General features: G+C 56.3%; 12 protein-coding genes. 6 read left to right on the top strand and 6 right to left on the bottom strand.

Annotation, left to right across the window (positions count from 1 at the left end):
• The coding region (locus CXF87_RS20700; RefSeq protein ID WP_232774982.1) for an ABC transporter ATP-binding protein at positions 1 to 1,799 on the top strand (1,799 nt) is incomplete at its 5' end.
• A gap of 289 nt (positions 1,800 to 2,088) precedes the next feature.
• Positions 2,089 to 2,337 (top strand): hypothetical protein, encoded by a 249-nt coding sequence (locus CXF87_RS20695; RefSeq protein WP_101148034.1) that lies wholly within the window; start codon positions 2,089 to 2,091, stop codon positions 2,335 to 2,337.
• Between the two features lie 93 nt (positions 2,338 to 2,430).
• Here the strand turns inward: CXF87_RS20695 and arfA are convergent, their stop codons facing one another.
• From arfA to CXF87_RS20670, 5 genes are all read right to left on the bottom strand, one after another.
• Entirely contained in the window at positions 2,431 to 2,595 is a 165-nt protein-coding gene (arfA, locus tag CXF87_RS20690) for an alternative ribosome rescue factor ArfA (protein ID WP_232774981.1), read from the bottom strand.
• Positions 2,596 to 2,703: 108 nt separating this feature from the next.
• The gene (gene dkgB / locus CXF87_RS20685; RefSeq protein ID WP_101148032.1) at positions 2,704 to 3,513 is read right to left on the bottom strand and encodes a 2,5-didehydrogluconate reductase DkgB; all 810 of its coding nucleotides are present in this window, start codon (positions 3,511 to 3,513) and stop codon (positions 2,704 to 2,706) included.
• Between the two features lie 101 nt (positions 3,514 to 3,614).
• Positions 3,615 to 5,336 carry a bifunctional protein-serine/threonine kinase/phosphatase gene (locus CXF87_RS20680; protein WP_101148031.1) on the bottom strand — a complete coding sequence of 574 codons (1,722 nt, stop codon included), beginning with the start codon at positions 5,334 to 5,336 and terminating at the stop codon, positions 3,615 to 3,617.
• 3 nt (positions 5,337 to 5,339) lie between these two features.
• Positions 5,340 to 6,239, bottom strand: coding sequence for a uroporphyrinogen-III C-methyltransferase (gene cobA, locus CXF87_RS20675; RefSeq protein ID WP_101148030.1), 900 nt, complete (start codon positions 6,237 to 6,239; stop codon positions 5,340 to 5,342).
• Positions 6,199 to 8,913, bottom strand: coding sequence for a nitrate reductase (locus CXF87_RS20670; protein WP_101148029.1), 2,715 nt, complete (start codon positions 8,911 to 8,913; stop codon positions 6,199 to 6,201). The genes cobA and CXF87_RS20670 overlap by 41 nt, the downstream gene beginning before the upstream one ends.
• A 754-nt stretch (positions 8,914 to 9,667) precedes the next feature.
• Here CXF87_RS20670 and CXF87_RS20665 point away from each other — a divergent pair.
• Genes CXF87_RS20665 through nirD form a run of 3 tightly spaced genes read left to right on the top strand, consistent with a single transcriptional unit; the run spans position 9,668 to position 13,966 of the window.
• Positions 9,668 to 10,981, top strand: a complete 1,314-nt coding sequence (locus CXF87_RS20665; protein WP_101148028.1) for an NAD(P)/FAD-dependent oxidoreductase — start codon at positions 9,668 to 9,670, stop codon at positions 10,979 to 10,981.
• 29 nt (positions 10,982 to 11,010) lie between these two features.
• Positions 11,011 to 13,533 (top strand): nitrite reductase large subunit NirB, encoded by a 2,523-nt coding sequence (gene nirB / locus CXF87_RS20660; RefSeq protein WP_101148047.1) that lies wholly within the window; start codon positions 11,011 to 11,013, stop codon positions 13,531 to 13,533.
• A gap of 31 nt (positions 13,534 to 13,564) precedes the next feature.
• The gene (nirD, locus tag CXF87_RS20655; RefSeq protein WP_101148027.1) at positions 13,565 to 13,966 is read left to right on the top strand and encodes a nitrite reductase small subunit NirD; all 402 of its coding nucleotides are present in this window, start codon (positions 13,565 to 13,567) and stop codon (positions 13,964 to 13,966) included.
• Between the two features lie 109 nt (positions 13,967 to 14,075).
• Here the strand turns inward: nirD and CXF87_RS20650 are convergent, their stop codons facing one another.
• Positions 14,076 to 14,912 carry an alpha/beta fold hydrolase gene (locus CXF87_RS20650; protein WP_101148026.1) on the bottom strand — a complete coding sequence of 279 codons (837 nt, stop codon included), beginning with the start codon at positions 14,910 to 14,912 and terminating at the stop codon, positions 14,076 to 14,078.
• 177 nt (positions 14,913 to 15,089) lie between these two features.
• On the opposite strand from CXF87_RS20650, the gene CXF87_RS20645 reads away from it, so the two are divergent.
• Positions 15,090 to 16,019 (top strand): cation diffusion facilitator family transporter, encoded by a 930-nt coding sequence (locus CXF87_RS20645; protein WP_101148046.1) that lies wholly within the window; start codon positions 15,090 to 15,092, stop codon positions 16,017 to 16,019.

The raw sequence follows: 16,019 nt of genomic DNA, 5'->3' as shown, positions 1-16,019 counted from the left end.
ATAGCCGCCGCGCGCTTGGATTAGTGTGGGAAACTTCCCGCTGGATGATGCTTGGGTTAGCGCTCTGCACCCTGGTGGCGGGAGTGCTGCCCGCGGTGGCGGCCTGGGTCGGGCAGTTAATTGTCGATGGTGTGGTGAATGCCATGGAGACACACCGCGAAGCCAACGATCCCAATTTGCTGGTTTCTATTACGCCGGTGTTGAAACTGGTGGGGTTTGAAGCGCTGATCATTGGATTAATTGCGCTGGCCCAGCGCGGCCTTTCGGCCCAGCAGTCGCTGTTAAGAGCGCTACTGGGTCAGAAGGTCAACGTGATGATTCTGGAGAAAGCGGGCACGCTGTCACTTAGCCAGTTTGAGGATTCAGAGCTTTACGACCAGCTCACGCGAGCACGGCGTGAGGCCTCTACGCGCCCACTTGCGCTGGTGAATAAAACCTTTGGGCTGCTACAAAATGCGATCTCGCTGGGCAGTTTTGGCGTACTGCTGGTGCAGTTTTCCCCTTGGGCACTGCTGATTTTAGTAGCTGGCGCCCTGCCGGTCTTTATCTCGGAGGCCAAATTCTCGGGCGATGCCTTCCGGCTGTTTCGCTGGCGCTCACCCCAAACCCGTATGCAGATCTATTTAGAGACAGTACTTGCACGGGAAGACAGCATTAAAGAGGTCAAACTGTTTGGTCTTGAAGGGTTATTTCTGCAGCGCTACCGCGATATTTTTACCCAACTGTTTGCAGAAGATCGTCGTTTAACCCTTCGCAGGGAAAGCTGGGGATTTCTGCTCGGATTGCTCGGCACCTTAACGTTTTACGCTGCCTACGGCTGGGTGGTGATTGAAACCATTGCAGGGGCACTGACGTTGGGTCAAATGACCATGTATTTAATGGTTTTCAAGCAAGGCCAGGCGGCGCTTTCCGCCAGTCTTACCGCCATTAGCGGCATGTACGAAGATAACCTTTATCTATCCAATCTTTATGAATACCTGGAGCAACCGGTTGAGGCCGAAAACGGTACGCTAACTCAGGGTGCACAACCTGGGGATGGGCTGCGCTTTGAGAATGTTAGTTTCTCTTACCCTGGCGGCGATTCTGTTCTCCAAGATCCGGTTCTACACGATATTTCGCTGCACCTCTCCCCTGGGCAAAGCTTGGCGTTGGTGGGTGAAAACGGCTCTGGCAAGACCACCCTGATCAAACTTTTGACGCGACTCTACCAACCTACTCAAGGTCGCATTCTATTAGACGGTAGCGACCTACGTGACTGGAGCGCTCAAGCACTACGTGAGCGTACCGGCGTCATCTTTCAGGACTTCGTGCGCTATCAGCTACAGGTTGGTGAGAACCTTGGCGTTGGCGATACCCATGCCTTTGACGATGAGCAGCGCTGGCAGCAAGCCGCACGGCACGGCATGGCGGACGACTTTATTACCCGCATGGGGAATGGCTACAAAACCCAACTGGGCCGCTGGTTTAAAAATGGCCAGGAGCTCTCCGGCGGTCAGTGGCAGAAGATTGCCCTCTCCCGTGCCTATATGCGCGAAAATGCCGACATCATCGTGCTTGATGAACCCACGGCAGCGATGGATGCCGCCGCTGAAGCTGAAGTCTTCGCCCGCTTCCGCGAACATAGCCGCGATAAGATGGCGATACTGATCTCGCACCGCTTCTCCACAGTACGCAGTGCTGATCTCATTTTAGTGATCGACCAAGGGCATATTATTGAACGTGGCACCCATGAAGCGCTGCTGGAAACTAATGGGCGTTATGCAAAGCTATTTAAGCTTCAGGCGAAAGGTTATCGTTAACTTTACTGTTGACGCACATATAAGCATCGGTTAAAAGAAAAGAGCTACCATTTTAAGGTAGCTCTTTTCTTTTAACGAGACCTTCTCATGCGCTGGCAAATCCGCGTTACACAAATGAATAAACTGCATCGCATTATTAATAATGCGGTACCAGCTTATTGTCATCGCGCGCCAGAGATGTATTGAGAAAATTGGCCGCGGCAGGTGTCGCGGCCATGTGTTTTATCGTTACTTTTGATGCTTCCTGACCGCGATGTTGCCCGGCCTCCTAACCAAGGAGACCGACCCCATGACAATGGCAACAATCATTCGCAAACTGGTTAATGCTTTTAACCATTATCGTACTCAGCAGCGCCTTTACGAAGACCCGCGCTTACACGACCCTCATGTACTAAAGGATATCGGCCTACGCTGGGAGCAGGGCCAATTGGTATCTATTCACGGTATAGAGGAGGCAAGTCAGTTCAACCAACGCCATCAGATTGAAACTCGCGATGCTTATGAAACGTGTCCACATTGCGGGAGTAGTTTGGCGTAGCTGTCGCCTCGGTCACAGGGAGTGACTGGGGCGTCTTATCGTCAGAGAAAATGGCAGAGATATAGCCAAATCGACCAATACAAGAAACTTGGCTCAAGCGGCTTGGCTATATCCCTGCTTAGCGCCTGTATTAGTGGTACGCCCTTTACGTGTGTAACTCCCTTTACCCTTTTTAGGGGTTTGCTGCTGCATTTTAAACATCGGCGTTCTTAGCTGCGCTTTTAACGCGTTATCTTGAATCTTGCGCTGTTTCATCATGTTCTCCGCTAATTTAAGGATGCCTGCCAATGGCAAGCATCCGTTAAGACAGCTATTAATTTTTAGCGTTCCACGTTTTGCCTATTCCGAGTTACTTATTCAATCAGTTTACTCATCCCAAGCGGGCGCGAAATCTGGGTTAGCAATACGCTCTTGGCGATCCAACATGGCAATATCGGCCATTTCACTGTCGCTTAGCACTAAATCAAAGGCAGCGATATTGCTTTGAATATTCCGCGCCTTGGTGGAAGACGGAATAGTGATCATATTGCGCTGGTTTACCCAGGCCAAGGTAATTTGCGCAGGTGTTACGCCATGGGCGTCGGCAATTTTCTGAAGAGTCGGATCTTCCATTACTTTGCCCACTGCCAATGGCATAAAGGCGGTCACCTGAATATTTTGGTGCTCGCAGTGATCAACTAATTTACGGTTTTGAAGAAAAGGGTGAACTTCGATCTGATTGGTCAGAATTTCACCTTTACCCAGAATACTAATCGCTTCGTCCACCTGTTCGCAGGTGAAATTGGAAATACCGATATGGTGCGCTTTACCTTCTGCTTTGACTTCTTTAAGCGCCGTCAAATAATCTGCCATCGGCACTTCATTATTGGGCGACGGCCAGTGAATCAATAACAAATCAACGTAACCTGTGCCCAGCTTCTGAAGGCTTTCGTCTACGCTGGCCTTCAAAGTGGCGGGTTCCAGGTTGTCAAACCACACCTTGGTGGTAAGAAAAATATCGCTGCGGTGCACGTCGCTGTCACGAATCGCCGCTCCCACATCCGCTTCGTTACCATAAAACTGGGCGGTATCGATGTGCCGATACCCCGCCTCAAGCGCCACATGAATACTCTGCTTGAGCGTCTCGCCTTCCAGGCGAAAGGTACCGAAACCGGGGTTAGGCATTACATTTTGCATCATTAACGCCCTTTTCTATTGATAGCGTGTTAACTACATGGGGTGGCAACCGCCCCACTTCAACCCCGTTGCCTGTTGTTTCCAGACCAACAGCAGCGCCGTCAACGCAATAACAAAGTGATAACCACTATCGCCAGCGCCAGCGACACACCTTTCCAGAACAGTACCGGGTCACGTTCTAGCAGTGGTAACTGGGCGCGCTTAAGCATTGCAGGGCTTGGCGAGCGCAGCTCAAAGATAAACTCCGACAGCGCTGGGTAGCGTTTGTGAGGGTTGGGGTGCAAGGCTTTTTTGAGCACCTCATCCACCCAGGCGGGCAGTTCACGGTTTTCGCTGAGTGCCGATTGATAGGCAAGTTTATGCTGTGCCGCCGGAGTGCGGGTTTTAGCCACTTCGGTACCATAGGGCAACGTGCCGGTTAGCATCTGATAGGTGATAACGGCGAGGGAGTATTGATCCGCACGCGGCGACCCACCTTCGCCCAGAAAATACTCCGGTGCGGTGTACTGGGCGGTGCCTAAAATATCGCCGCCAGCAAGGTCCTCGCCCGCTGCTTCGGCGATGCCAGCCACTTTGGCGGCGCCAAAATCGATCAGTTTTATTGTGCCATGATTATCGATCATGACGTTGTCGGGGCGTAAATCCTGGTGGAGCATTTCCAGGCGATGGAAAGCGCGAAGGCCTTTAGCGATCTGCTCAATGATAGGTCTTACAGTGGCTAAGTCGGCGTTAGGGTGATCGTGCATCCACTGGGTCAGGGTGTGCCCTTCGATATATGCCAGCACCGTATAAAGGTAGTGGCGAGGGCGTTCTTGCGCGGGGGCTTTTAGCACGTGGGCATTGTCGATTCGGCGGGCAATCCACTCTTCGCGCACAAACCGCTCAATGCTTGCCGGGTCTTGGCTTAGCTCGGTGGAAAGGGTCTTGAGCGCCACTTTATGGCCGCTTGATATCTCTTCTACCAAGAAGACATGGCTGCGGCTACTGGCATGCAGTGGGCGCACGATACGATAGCCATCCAGCTCGCTTCCTGCGCGCAGCTCCGGCGGCTGGGGTAGCGCACCAAGTGCTGCATAAAGCTCATCCGCACGGCCGTCGGGCAGCGTCTCAATGCGTACAATCTGCACCGTCAGATTATCATCGCTACCGTTCTCGATTGCCACGGTAATCATCGCCTCGGCGGCGGCGGCCAGATCGCTCCAGTGGGCATGAATCAGTGCCGCCATTTCGGTCGCTGGCAGCCACTCATAAACCCCATCGGTGGCGAGTACAAACACATCGCCTGCACTAATCGATACCGCACGATAATCCAGCTCCAGATGCTGACCAGCGCCCATGGCGCGGCTTAAATGACTCACTTCCCGTGACGCCCAGAAGCGGTGGTCCTCGGTCAACGGCTCCAGCGTGTTGCCCGCCAGCTGGTAGATACGGCTATCGCCGACATGGAATAGATGCGCAGTGGTGGACTTGATCACCATCGCACTCAAGGTACATACATAGCCGCGGTCAAGATCGTAGCGGTACTGGCTTTGTCGGGTTTGGGCGTAAAGCCATGCGTTGGTGGCCTGCAGTACCCGCTGGGCCGAGGTTTTCACCGCCCAGGTGGCAGGGGTCGCATAGTAGTCCGTCAGAAAGCCGCCCACCGCTGCTTCACTTGCCTCTCGGCTCACCTCGCTACTGCTGATCCCGTCCGCCAACGCAATCGCGATGCCTTTGGTGGCGCGCTGGGATTCATTGGGCAGGTAAGCGCCATAAAAATCCTGATTGCTTGGTTTGCGCCCTTTATCTGAGTGCTGGCCTAGCGAAATGGTCAGCGCTGCCATCGGTTAACGAGCACCTTCGCTGGAACGACATACGGCGGCTAGCTCAACGGGCGATGTGGCGACCCTTTGCACCACGCTGCCCACCACAATCAAGCAGGGAGATGGCAGAGGGTGGGCAGCGAGTTTTTCGGGCATATCCTCAAGTGAGCCCACCAGCGACTGCTGTTCGGGCTGGCTGGCATTGGCAACTAGCATGATGGGCCACTCATCCGGCAGACCCGCCTGACGCAGGCCGTGGCAAATTGCACTCACTTTGGAAAGCCCCATGTAAAACACCAGGGTTTCATCTTTGCGCGCCAGTGCTTGCCAGTCCGGCGTGCCGTCTTCGCGGCATAGCTGGGCGGTAACAAAGCGCAGCTGCTGCGCATGGCCACGATCAGTGAGCGGGATACCCATGCAGGCCGCGGCGGCAGAGGCCGCGGTAATTCCCGGCACAATGGCGGCTGGCACCTGGGCGGCGGCCAGGGCATCCAGTTCCTCGCCCATGCGCGCAAACACCGCCGGGTCGCCGCCTTTCAGGCGCACTACCGATTTCCCTTCGCGGGCGAGTTTTACCATCAGCTCACCGATTTCCGCTTGCGGTACGCTGTGGTGGCCGCGGGCTTTGCCCACGTAGTAGCGCTCGCTGCCGTTGGGAATCAGCGCCAGCACGTCATCGCCCACCAAGCGGTCGTACACCACGGCATCTGCCTGCATTAACAGCCGAGCGGCCTTGAGGGTTAACAGCTCCGCATCACCACTGCCTGCCCCGACCAGATAGACCTGACCGGCGTGGCACTCGCCATGCAGCGGCAGGCGTAAATCAGTGTCACATTTGCGACCCAACGACGACCGCACTGGTGACGACAATCGCATAAAGGCGTTAAACCACTTCAGTAGCAATGGGTTGCTTAGTGCGCGCATTGGGCCGCTCCTCTTCAATCAGTGATTTCAATTCAGGAATACAGCTACCGCATTGGGTGCCGCAGGCAAGTCTGGCGCCTAACGCTTCTACGCTGGTATCGCCTGCACGAATAGCGTTGGCAATGGTGGTTTGGCCGACCTGGTGGCAGCTGCACACCACGGGGCCAGTATCAGCAGCGCCGTCATCGCAGCCCGCTAATAAGCGGCGGCGGTGGGTATCGCTTAGCGCCGCCTCGTTAAAACGCGCTTCCAGCCAAGCCAGCCCTGGCAACTCTTTGGGTGGGCCAACCATCAGCCACCAGCGCAGCTTGCCATTTTCCACACAGGCGGCACGCAGCCGGCCGTTAGTGGGGTCTTGGCTGACCACCACTACTTCCCCAGGCAGCCACTCTTTCAACTGCGCCAACCAATCGTTAACTGACTGCGTATGGGCAAGTTGCCAGCGCTGGCAGCCGCGCATGGGTATAAGTGTCCAATAAGCACTGGTGCACCACGGCGTCAACTCAGCGGCGCCATCGGCGACTAACAATGTGGCCTGCCACTCCGTGGCAAGCGGGGCCAACGCCACGGCGCCGTGCTTTGATTCCGGCTGCCCGGAGAGCGGATCTGTGATGCTGCCGATTAGCGCGCTACTTCTGGCCTGCTGGGTAAAACAGTCAGTCCAGTGGATGGGTACAAACACCTCGCCGCGGCGCTGGGCATTGGACACCCGCACCCGAGCACGAAATTCACCCTTTGCGGCGCTTAGCACCGCCAAGCCTTGATCTACCACACCGGCGTCCTGAGCGTCATCAGGATGCACGTCCATGAACGGCTCCGCGCGGTGATTCATCAGCCGCGGGGCGCGCGCAGTACGGGTCATGGTATGCCACTGATCACGGATTCGACCGGTGTTTAAACGCAGCGGATAGGCGGCGCTGAGCGATTGTTCAGGGCCCTGTGGCTTAACCGCCAACAGTTTGGCACGGCCATTGGCCGTGGCAAACTCACCATCTTCAAACAGGCGCGCGGTTCCCTGCGGCGCTCGAGCCGTCACCGGCCACTGAACCGGCACCAAGGCATCGTAGTCTTTCCGGCCCAGGCCCACCAAGCCCGAGATATCGAAAAGCCGCTTCGGGCTGCCGGCTAGCCCATTTTCAAAGCCAGACAGACGGGCGTGTTCATCGAATATTTCCCAAGGGTGCGAGTATTCAAACGCCTCGGCAAACCCCAGCCGCTTGGCCACTTCGGCGATGATCCACCAATCATGGTGAGCTTCCCCTGGGGGTGGCAGCATCCCCCGCTGGCGGGAGATCCGCCGCTCGGAGTTGGTCACGGTGCCATCTTTTTCTGACCACCCCGAGGCTGGCAGCACGATATCTGCATAAGGCAGCAAATCAGTATGGGCGGCACACTCAGAGACAATCACCAGCGGGCATTTTTCCAGCGCAGCGCGTACTCGCGCGGCATCGGGCAGGCTAATCGCGGGATTGGTGGCCATTACCCAGAGCGCTTTTATCTCGCCTCGCTCAATGGCTTCAAACAGTTCCACCGCTTTATAACCCGGCCCTTCCGGCAGGATGGGCGTGAGATTATCGGTCGCCCAGAAGCGACTGACCAGATCAATGGCGCCGGGGGTGTGGTAATCCATATGCGCAGCTAGCTGGTTGGCCAGCCCGCCTACTTCGCGCCCACCCATGGCATTGGGTTGACCGGTAATCGAGAACGGCCCTGCCCCCGGCAAACCGATTTTTCCGCCCGCTAGGTGGCAGTTAATAATCGCATTGCATTTATCGGTGCCGCTGGCGGATTGGTTAACGCCCTGGGAATAGAGCGTGACCACATGCAGTTGGCTGGCAAACCAGTAGTAGAAGGTTTCCAGACGCTCAGGGTCGACATCGCAGGCAGCCGCTACTTCCGCCACCGAGCCAGCGGTTTGTTGCGCTGCCGCCAGGGCCTCTTCAACGCCTTCGGTGTGACGCTCAAGATAGAGGGTATCGAGCTTGCGACGCTTTGCCATCCACGCCAGCAGGCCATTAAATAGGTAAGCATCGCTGCCCGGTTTAATCCCCAGGTAGAGGTCAGCGATTTCGCAGCTATCGGTCACCCGCGGGTCAATGACGACCAAGCGCATCAGTGGGTTGCGCTCTTTAGCAACTTTAATGCGTTGGTAAAGCACCGGATGGTTCCAGGCCAAGTTGGAGCCCACCAGCACGACCAGCTCCGCCTCTTCCAAGTCTTCGTAGTTGCACGGCACCGCATCTGCACCGAAGGCACGCTTATAGCCAGCGACCGCAGAAGCCATGCACAGTCGCGAGTTGGTATCTAAATGAGGGGTGCCCAAGAAGCCTTTAAACAGCTTATTAGCGATATAGTAATCTTCAGTTAAGAGCTGCCCCGACAGGTACGCCGCTACGCTGTGATTGCCATGCTCGGCCCGCTGAGCGTTTAAACGCTCAGCGGTGATGCTCAGTGCGGACTCCCAGGAGACCTCGACGCCATCTACACGCGGATGCGTCAGGCGGCCCTGCTCGCCCAACGTTTCATGTAGCGCAGAACCCTTCACACACAGCCGACCATAATTCGCAGGGTGTTCACGGTCGCCTTCTACAGCGCTTAGCGTGCCTGCTTCAATGGTCGCCGTCACGCCGCAGCCGACGCCGCAGTAGGGGCATGTGGTTTTGGCCTGAGTCATAGCTACTCCTCGGATTCCTCATTAGCGCCAAGCATAAAAAAACGCCCAGTCCCGTTCTCTAATGCGCTATATAAACGCATTAAGAGAAGAGGGCTGGACGTCGTTGCCACAGCGCACCTTCTTCGGTGCAGTACGGTTTGCAGTACTTTTTTCAAACAACTGCAAAATTTTTAACAGCTACACATTTTTTCTAACGGCTACTTATTCTTCTAATAACGGCTTTGGAGTTGTTCGCTGCCATCGCCAAACAATGAGCGCTTATCCCTTGTTAACTCACTTATTGCCTTGATATCTGCAAGAGCCAAGCCGACAACCGGCCTATTGAAAATTAACTAATTAAAAACAAATAGTTAAAAAATAAAAGAGCATCACGCAATGCTCTTTTTGGCACTGTGGCCACGCTAAATGGCGTGTGAGAGTGCACGCCACCTCCCTTTTCGCACCATCGCTGTGCAGCTTGCTCAAGCAGCGACGCGTCCGCACCTCCTCCCTTACTCCTTAAACACCTGACATGCTTGAAAAAAAAGTGATTAATAGCCAGTTGGCTAGCTCCTTGCTTTATACACGGTAAGGTTTTTAATCAGCTGGCAGCCAATGGCGGTTGCCGCGCGTTTAAAGCATAGATTTTAAACAACGCTATCGGGCAACGACGCCCCTGATGCTCCCCTTTTCTACACATCGTGGAAAGGAAGGTGCGTTAGGGGCGTTTTTTGTTTGGTGCTCAAGAAGCCGCAAAGACACAGAGGAGCCACCCATGGAAACCACTTCCCGGTGCTCACACAATGACCATCTCAATGACCATCTGGTGATTATTGGCAACGGTATGGCCAGCCACCGCCTGATTGAGGCGTTGGTAAAACTACCCACGCGCCCTCAACACATCACGGTGATTGGCGCCGAGCCAACTCCTGCATATAACCGTATTCTGCTCTCGCCACTGCTGGCTGGCGAGATGAATCAGGATGCACTCACTCTGCGCGATGCTCAGTGGTACGAGGACCAGGGTGTCACGCTGATTCTTGGCGAAAAGGTCGACGCCCTTCATCGCGACCGCCAAACCGTGGTCACCAACACCGGCCGCACGCTGCCTTATGACCACCTAGTGCTTGCTACCGGCTCGCGCCCAGCGATGCCCGATGTTCCCGGTATTGAGCTGGCGGGCGTGCACGGCTTTCGTGACTTGCAAGATGCTGATGCGCTGACCGACATCGCTCAACGTGGAGGCGAGGCAGTGGTGATTGGCGGCGGTCTGCTAGGCCTGGAAGCTGCCGAAGGGCTGCGTAAGCGCGGCAACGATATCAGCGTCAGCGTGCTCCAGCGCAGCGAACGGCTAATGAACCGCCAGCTGGATACGACCGCCTCACATCTGCTTGAAAACGAACTGGCCCAGCGCGGCTTGAAGATTGTTACCAGCGCCCAGTTAGCACGTCTAGAAGGCGACGCCCAAGGACAGGTCAGCAAGATTCATCTTGATGATGGCCGCCAACTGGCTGCCACGAGCGTCATTATCGCGGCGGGCATTACGCCTAACGCAGCCCTTGGCCACCAAGCGGGCCTAACCACCGAGCGCGCTATCGTGGTGGATGAATTTCTCACCACCAGCGACCCGGCGATCTCAGCGCTGGGCGAGTGCTGCCAATTTGATGGCACTACTTATGGCTTGGTGGAACCGATCTGGCGTCAGGTGGAAGTACTCGCCGCCCGGCTAGGTGGCACGCCTACCCTTGGCTACACGGATGTCCCCAGCGCCACCAAACTTAAAATCAGCGGCGTGGCGCTCTACGCCTTTGGCCCCACCGAGGCCAGCGCCGAGCACGAAGTGCTGAGCTACCACGATATTGAGCGCGGCGACTACCGCCGCCTGCTGTTGCGTGACGGTCAAATAGAGGGCGCGGTGCTTTACGGCGACACCAGCCAAGGCCCTTGGTACTTCGAGCAAGCGCTAGCAGGTAGCAACCTGAATAACTGCCGTCAGGCACTGCTCTTTGGCGCCGCCGACGTTAGCGCCCTACAGGCAGCCCAAGGCGATTCTGGCACTTCTCATCTTCCTACTTCAGAGGCGGCATAACGATGGTTACTAACGACGTTACTCAGAACATGACTACTCCTGAACAGCTCATCATTATCGGCAACGGCATGGTCGGCCACCACTTGGTCGAGCAGCTCGTCGATAACGGCGCCCTAGCGCGCTATCAGGTCACCGTGTTTGGCGAAGAGCGCCACCGCGCCTACGACCGAGTACATTTATCTGAATACTTCAGCGGCCGTGATGCCGACTCCCTGGCGCTTTGCGATGCGGATTACTACGACGTAAGCGGCGTAGAACTACGCTCTGGCGAGGCCGTAATCGAAATCGACCGCAACGCGCAGGAAGTGGTCACCGACCAAGGCCGTTACCCGTATAACCGCCTGGTGCTGGCCACCGGCTCCTTCCCCTTTGTGCCGCCGATTCCTGGTAATGACCGCGATGGCTGCCTGGTGTACCGCACCCTGGACGATTTAGACGATATCCGTGCTGCCGCCGAAAATGCCACCACTGGCGTAGTGGTAGGCGGCGGCCTGCTCGGCTTGGAAGCGGCTAACGCCCTACGCGGTTTGAATCTTGATACGGCGGTGGTGGAATTCGCTTCACGCCTAATGCCGATGCAGGTAGATAACGAAGGCGGCGAGCTGCTGCGGGAAAAAATCGAAGCCCTGGGCGTACAAGTACTCACCGAGCGCGCCACTCAGCGCATTGAAGATGGCGAGGCGAGCCGTCACCGCATGGTCTTCCAGGACGACAAGGTGTTGGAAACCGACCTGATTGTCTTCTCGGCCGGCATCCGCCCCCGCGACCAGCTAGCCCGCGACTGCGGCCTGGAGATTGGTGAGCGCGGTGGCATCGTGGTGGATAATCAGTGCCTGACCAACGACCCGGCCATTCTGGCAATTGGCGAAGTCGCACTATGGAACCAGAGCATTTTTGGCCTGGTAGCACCGGGCTACCAGATGGCCAAAACGGCGCTGTCGACGCTAACCGAAGGCGATATCCAGTTTGGCGGCGCCGACATGAGTACCAAGCTCAAGCTGCTGGGCGTGGATGTGGGCTCGATTGGCGATGCTCACGGTAACCAGAACCCCGGCGCGCGGATGTTTCGCTACCTGGATCCCATCAAGCAGGAGTACCGCAAGCTAGTAGTCTCCAGCGATGGTAAAAGACTACTGGGCGCCATGCTGGTCGGCGACAACGGCGTTTACGACACGCTGCTGCAGTACTATTCCAACGGTATTGAGCTGCCCGCTGAACCCGCCTCGCTGATTCTTCCGCAAAGCAGCGGCGCCGCGCCCACACTCGGCCCCGGTGCGCTGCCGGAAACCGCCACCATCTGCTCGTGCCATAACGTTACCAAGGGCGATATTTGCGCCACGATTGACGACGGCGCGGTAGATTTAGGGGGTGTCAAAGGTGCTACCAAGGCCAGTACTGGCTGTGGCGGCTGCACCGCGCTGCTTAAAAGCGTGGTAGATCACGAGCTGGAAGCCCGCGGTGTGGAAGTCGATAAATCGATTTGCGAGCACTTCGCCCATACCCGCCAGGGGCTTTACGATATCGTTCGTGTCGAGGGCATTAAAACCTTCACCGACTTGATTGAAAAACACGGCAACGCCGACACCTACCGCCTGGGCTGCGACATCTGTAAACCCGCCGTGGGCTCTATTCTGGCCTCCTGCTTTAACGAGCCGATCACCGATGCGGCGCATATCCCATTGCAGGATACCAACGACACCTTCATGGCCAACATGCAGAAAAACGGCACCTACTCGGTGGTGCCGCGTGTGGCTGGTGGCGAGATTACACCCGACAAACTGATCGCCCTGGGCGAAGTGGCCAACAAATATAGCCTCTACTCCAAGGTGACGGGCGGCCAGCGTATCGACCTGTTCGGCGCGCGGCTGGAAGACCTGCCGGATATTTGGAGCGAACTGATTGCAGCAGGCTTCGAGACCGGCCACGCCTACGGCAAATCACTTCGCACGGTGAAATCTTGTGTGGGTAGCACTTGGTGCCGCTACGGCGTGCAGGATAGCGTTGGCATGGCGATCCAGCTGGAGAACCGATACAAAGGCCTGCGTTCCCCTCACAAGATCAAATTCGGCGTTTCCGGCTGCACCCGCGAGTGCGCCGAGGCCCAGAGCAAAGACATTGGCATTATCGCCACCGAAAACGGCTGGAACCTCTACGTGTGCGGTAACGGCGGCATGCGCCCGCGCCACGCCGAACTGTTCGCCACGGATCTCGACGACGAGCAGCTCTACCGCACCATTGATCGCTTCTTGATGTTTTACGTGCGCACCGCTGACCGGCTGCAACGCACCTCAGTATGGCGTGAAAACCTCAATGGCGGTCTGGAGTACCTCAAAGAGGTGATTCTGGAAGATAGCCTGGGTATCAACGACGAGTTGGAGCGTCAGATGCAAACCGTGGTGGACACCTACCAGTGCGAATGGGCAGACGCCATCAGCGACCCGGAAAAACTCAAGCGCTTCCGCAGCTTCGTCAACGACGACCGTCCGGATCCGTCAATCATTATGACCTCCGAGCGCGGCCAGCCACGGCCAGCCCAGACTACTTCTCACTGACGCTTTTGAATAGCTATAGAAGAGGCAACCCATGACCGCAACGGCACTGAAAAAAGAGATGGATATGGCGGATGTTCAAAACAGTAAGGCATGGCAAAAAGCCTGCACCAAAGCCGACCTAGTCGCGTTCTCCGGCGTCGCCGCTTGGTTGGAAACCGCCGACGGTCCCGCCCAGGTCGCTATTTTCTACTTGCCCGGGCTGCGAGGGCAGAGCGATGAACTCTATGCTCTCGATCATCATGACCCCTTCTCGAACGCCAACGTAATCGCCCGAGGCATTGTCGGCGACCTTAAAGGCGCCCCAGTAGTCGCCTCGCCTATCTACAAGCAACACTTCCGTCTTGAAGATGGCCAGTGTCTGGAGGATGAAAGCGTCAAACTGCGCACCTGGAAGATCGAATTTAAAGGTGATGAGGTGTGGGTTGAGGGGTAAAGTGGTTATTTAGCCCGATAAAACGACAACGCCGCCTTCAGGGCGGCGTTGTCGTTAGCAGGCGGTAACTCTCAAACGTTATTCATCCAGATGCTTATTCATCCAACCCCTAATCATTCATAAACTGAATCAGCGCCTGATTAAACGCATCTGGGTGCGTGGCATTCAGGCCATGCGGCCCACCCTTGATCACTTCCGTCTTCGCGTTGGGCAGTAGCTCCTGGGTCCGCTTGCCGCTTACCTCAAAGGGCACGATGCCGTCTGCATCACCGTGCAGCACTAGCGTGGGAATATCGATCTTAGGCAAGTCTTTGCGGAAATCGGTGTAGCTGAAGGCTTTGATGCAGTCGTAGGTCGCTTGGGGTGATGCAAAGGCGGCAATATCACGATGGTACTGGCGATTCGGTTCGCTGATTAAATCGCTGCGCTCACCGGCAGCAAAGAAGTTCTTGGTAAACTCCTCCAGGAAGGCGATACGGTCACCTTTGACTCCCTCCAGGAACTGATTGATCGTCGCATCGTCCAGGCCACCTTCGGGGTTGTCGTCAGCTTTATACAGGTAAGGCGGCACAGCAGCGGCAAACACGGCTTTACTCACCCGGCCAGCGCCGTAGCTTGAGAGATAGCGGGCCACTTCGCCGCCGCCCATGGAAAAGCCCACTAGAGTGGCATCGTGTAGATCCAGCGTGTCGATCAGCTTTTTAAGGTCTGATGCGAGCGTATCGTAGTCGTAGCCGCCATCGGCCTGCGTCGACCAGCCAAATCCCCGGCGGTCATAGGTCACGACTTTATAGCCCGCCTCAACGAGCGCTGGCACCTGTTTTTCCCATGAACGGCCACTGAGTGGCCAGCCATGAATGAGTACCACGGGCTTACCTGCCCCACGTACTTCGTAATAAAGCTCTACCGGCGTGCCCTGCTCCGTTCCTACGCTCAGCATTGGCATCGTCTCACCCTCCTGTTTGGCTTAACGTGAATCAATCAAATGTGCTCTAAGGTTAGTAGAACTGGCGGTGCTGTCCAAAACAAGGCGTTGGGCAGTCTGGTCAGAAAACAGGGTGAGAGACATTTTGCTATGCTTAGCGGCTATTTATACGGTGTGCACACTGGAGCAGAAACGTTCGTGAAGACAGAATCGAGTACCTTGGCCTTCTCCGCTTTTATGGCGCTGCTCATTGGCTGTGCAGGCATCGTGGCCACGCTGGCCTCTAACTCTCAAGCGATCTTACTGGATGGGCTATTTAATCTGATCTATTTCAGCGTTGCCCTCGTAACCATTAAAGTCAGCAAGCTTGCCAGCCGCCCGGATAGCGAATCCTACCCTTTTGGCTATAGCTACTTCGAGTCGCTGGTCAATCTTTGCAAAGGGCTGCTGATTTTAGGTGTATCCATTTTTGCACTGGTGGATGCTGTCGCTGCGCTACTAACAGGCGGTCGTGACATTGCCGCTGGGCTTGCCGTTATCTACGCCCTTTTTGCCACTGCGGCCTGCTCGCTTACCGCCTGGGTGATGCACCACAGCCAGCGCCATGTCAGTAGCCCCCTGGTGGCGGCAGACAAACTCAACTGGCTAGTCAACAGCGTCATTTCTGCCGCCGTACTCGCGGCGTTTTGTCTGGTGATGCTGTTTGAACACCTGGGCTGGCAGGCCATTCTGCCCTACGTGGATGCGGTATTGGTGATTGCGGTGGTGGTGCTGTGTTTGGGCGTACCGGTGCGCATGGCTTCCCAAGCGCTGCAGGAACTGCTTAACAAGACCCCGGAAGAGGCCATCGCAGCACCCGTCCGCCGCGCCGTTGCGAATGCCCTGGCGGGCACTGACACGCAAGAGGTACGCGTGCGCATGGTTCGCCCTGGCCGCCTGCTGTATGTGATGGTGCATGTGGTATTGCCAGAGGAACCCGATCTAACCATCGTTCACCAAGATGCGCTGCGCGCACGGGTCGATGAAGAAGTGCGCCGTTACTATTCGCTGGTGGTGTGTGACGTGGTGTTTACCGCCAACACCCGCTGGGCCGCGCCCTCTTGCGGGCTGTTGGTCGAAAAAGGGTAG

The sequence above is a fragment of the Halomonas sp. MES3-P3E genome, assembly GCF_002836035.1.
GTDB lineage: Bacteria > Pseudomonadota > Gammaproteobacteria > Pseudomonadales > Halomonadaceae > Vreelandella > Vreelandella arctica.
This window is presented reverse-complemented; position numbering and strand designations above follow the sequence as displayed.

Excerpts from the sequence above, each read along its gene's own strand:
- CXF87_RS20695 (WP_101148034.1), top strand. The coding sequence starts at position 2,089 with ATGACAATGGCAACAATCATTCGCAAACTGGTTAATGCTTTTAACCAT.
- arfA (WP_232774981.1), bottom strand. The coding sequence starts at position 2,595 with ATGATGAAACAGCGCAAGATTCAAGATAACGCGTTAAAAGCGCAGCTA.
- dkgB (WP_101148032.1), bottom strand. The coding sequence starts at position 3,513 with ATGCAAAATGTAATGCCTAACCCCGGTTTCGGTACCTTTCGCCTGGAA.
- CXF87_RS20680 (WP_101148031.1), bottom strand. The coding sequence starts at position 5,336 with ATGGCAGCGCTGACCATTTCGCTAGGCCAGCACTCAGATAAAGGGCGC.
- cobA (WP_101148030.1), bottom strand. The coding sequence starts at position 6,239 with ATGCGCGCACTAAGCAACCCATTGCTACTGAAGTGGTTTAACGCCTTT.
- CXF87_RS20670 (WP_101148029.1), bottom strand. The coding sequence starts at position 8,913 with ATGACTCAGGCCAAAACCACATGCCCCTACTGCGGCGTCGGCTGCGGC.
- CXF87_RS20665 (WP_101148028.1), top strand. The coding sequence starts at position 9,668 with ATGGAAACCACTTCCCGGTGCTCACACAATGACCATCTCAATGACCAT.
- nirB (WP_101148047.1), top strand. The coding sequence starts at position 11,011 with ATGACTACTCCTGAACAGCTCATCATTATCGGCAACGGCATGGTCGGC.
- nirD (WP_101148027.1), top strand. The coding sequence starts at position 13,565 with ATGACCGCAACGGCACTGAAAAAAGAGATGGATATGGCGGATGTTCAA.
- CXF87_RS20650 (WP_101148026.1), bottom strand. The coding sequence starts at position 14,912 with ATGCCAATGCTGAGCGTAGGAACGGAGCAGGGCACGCCGGTAGAGCTT.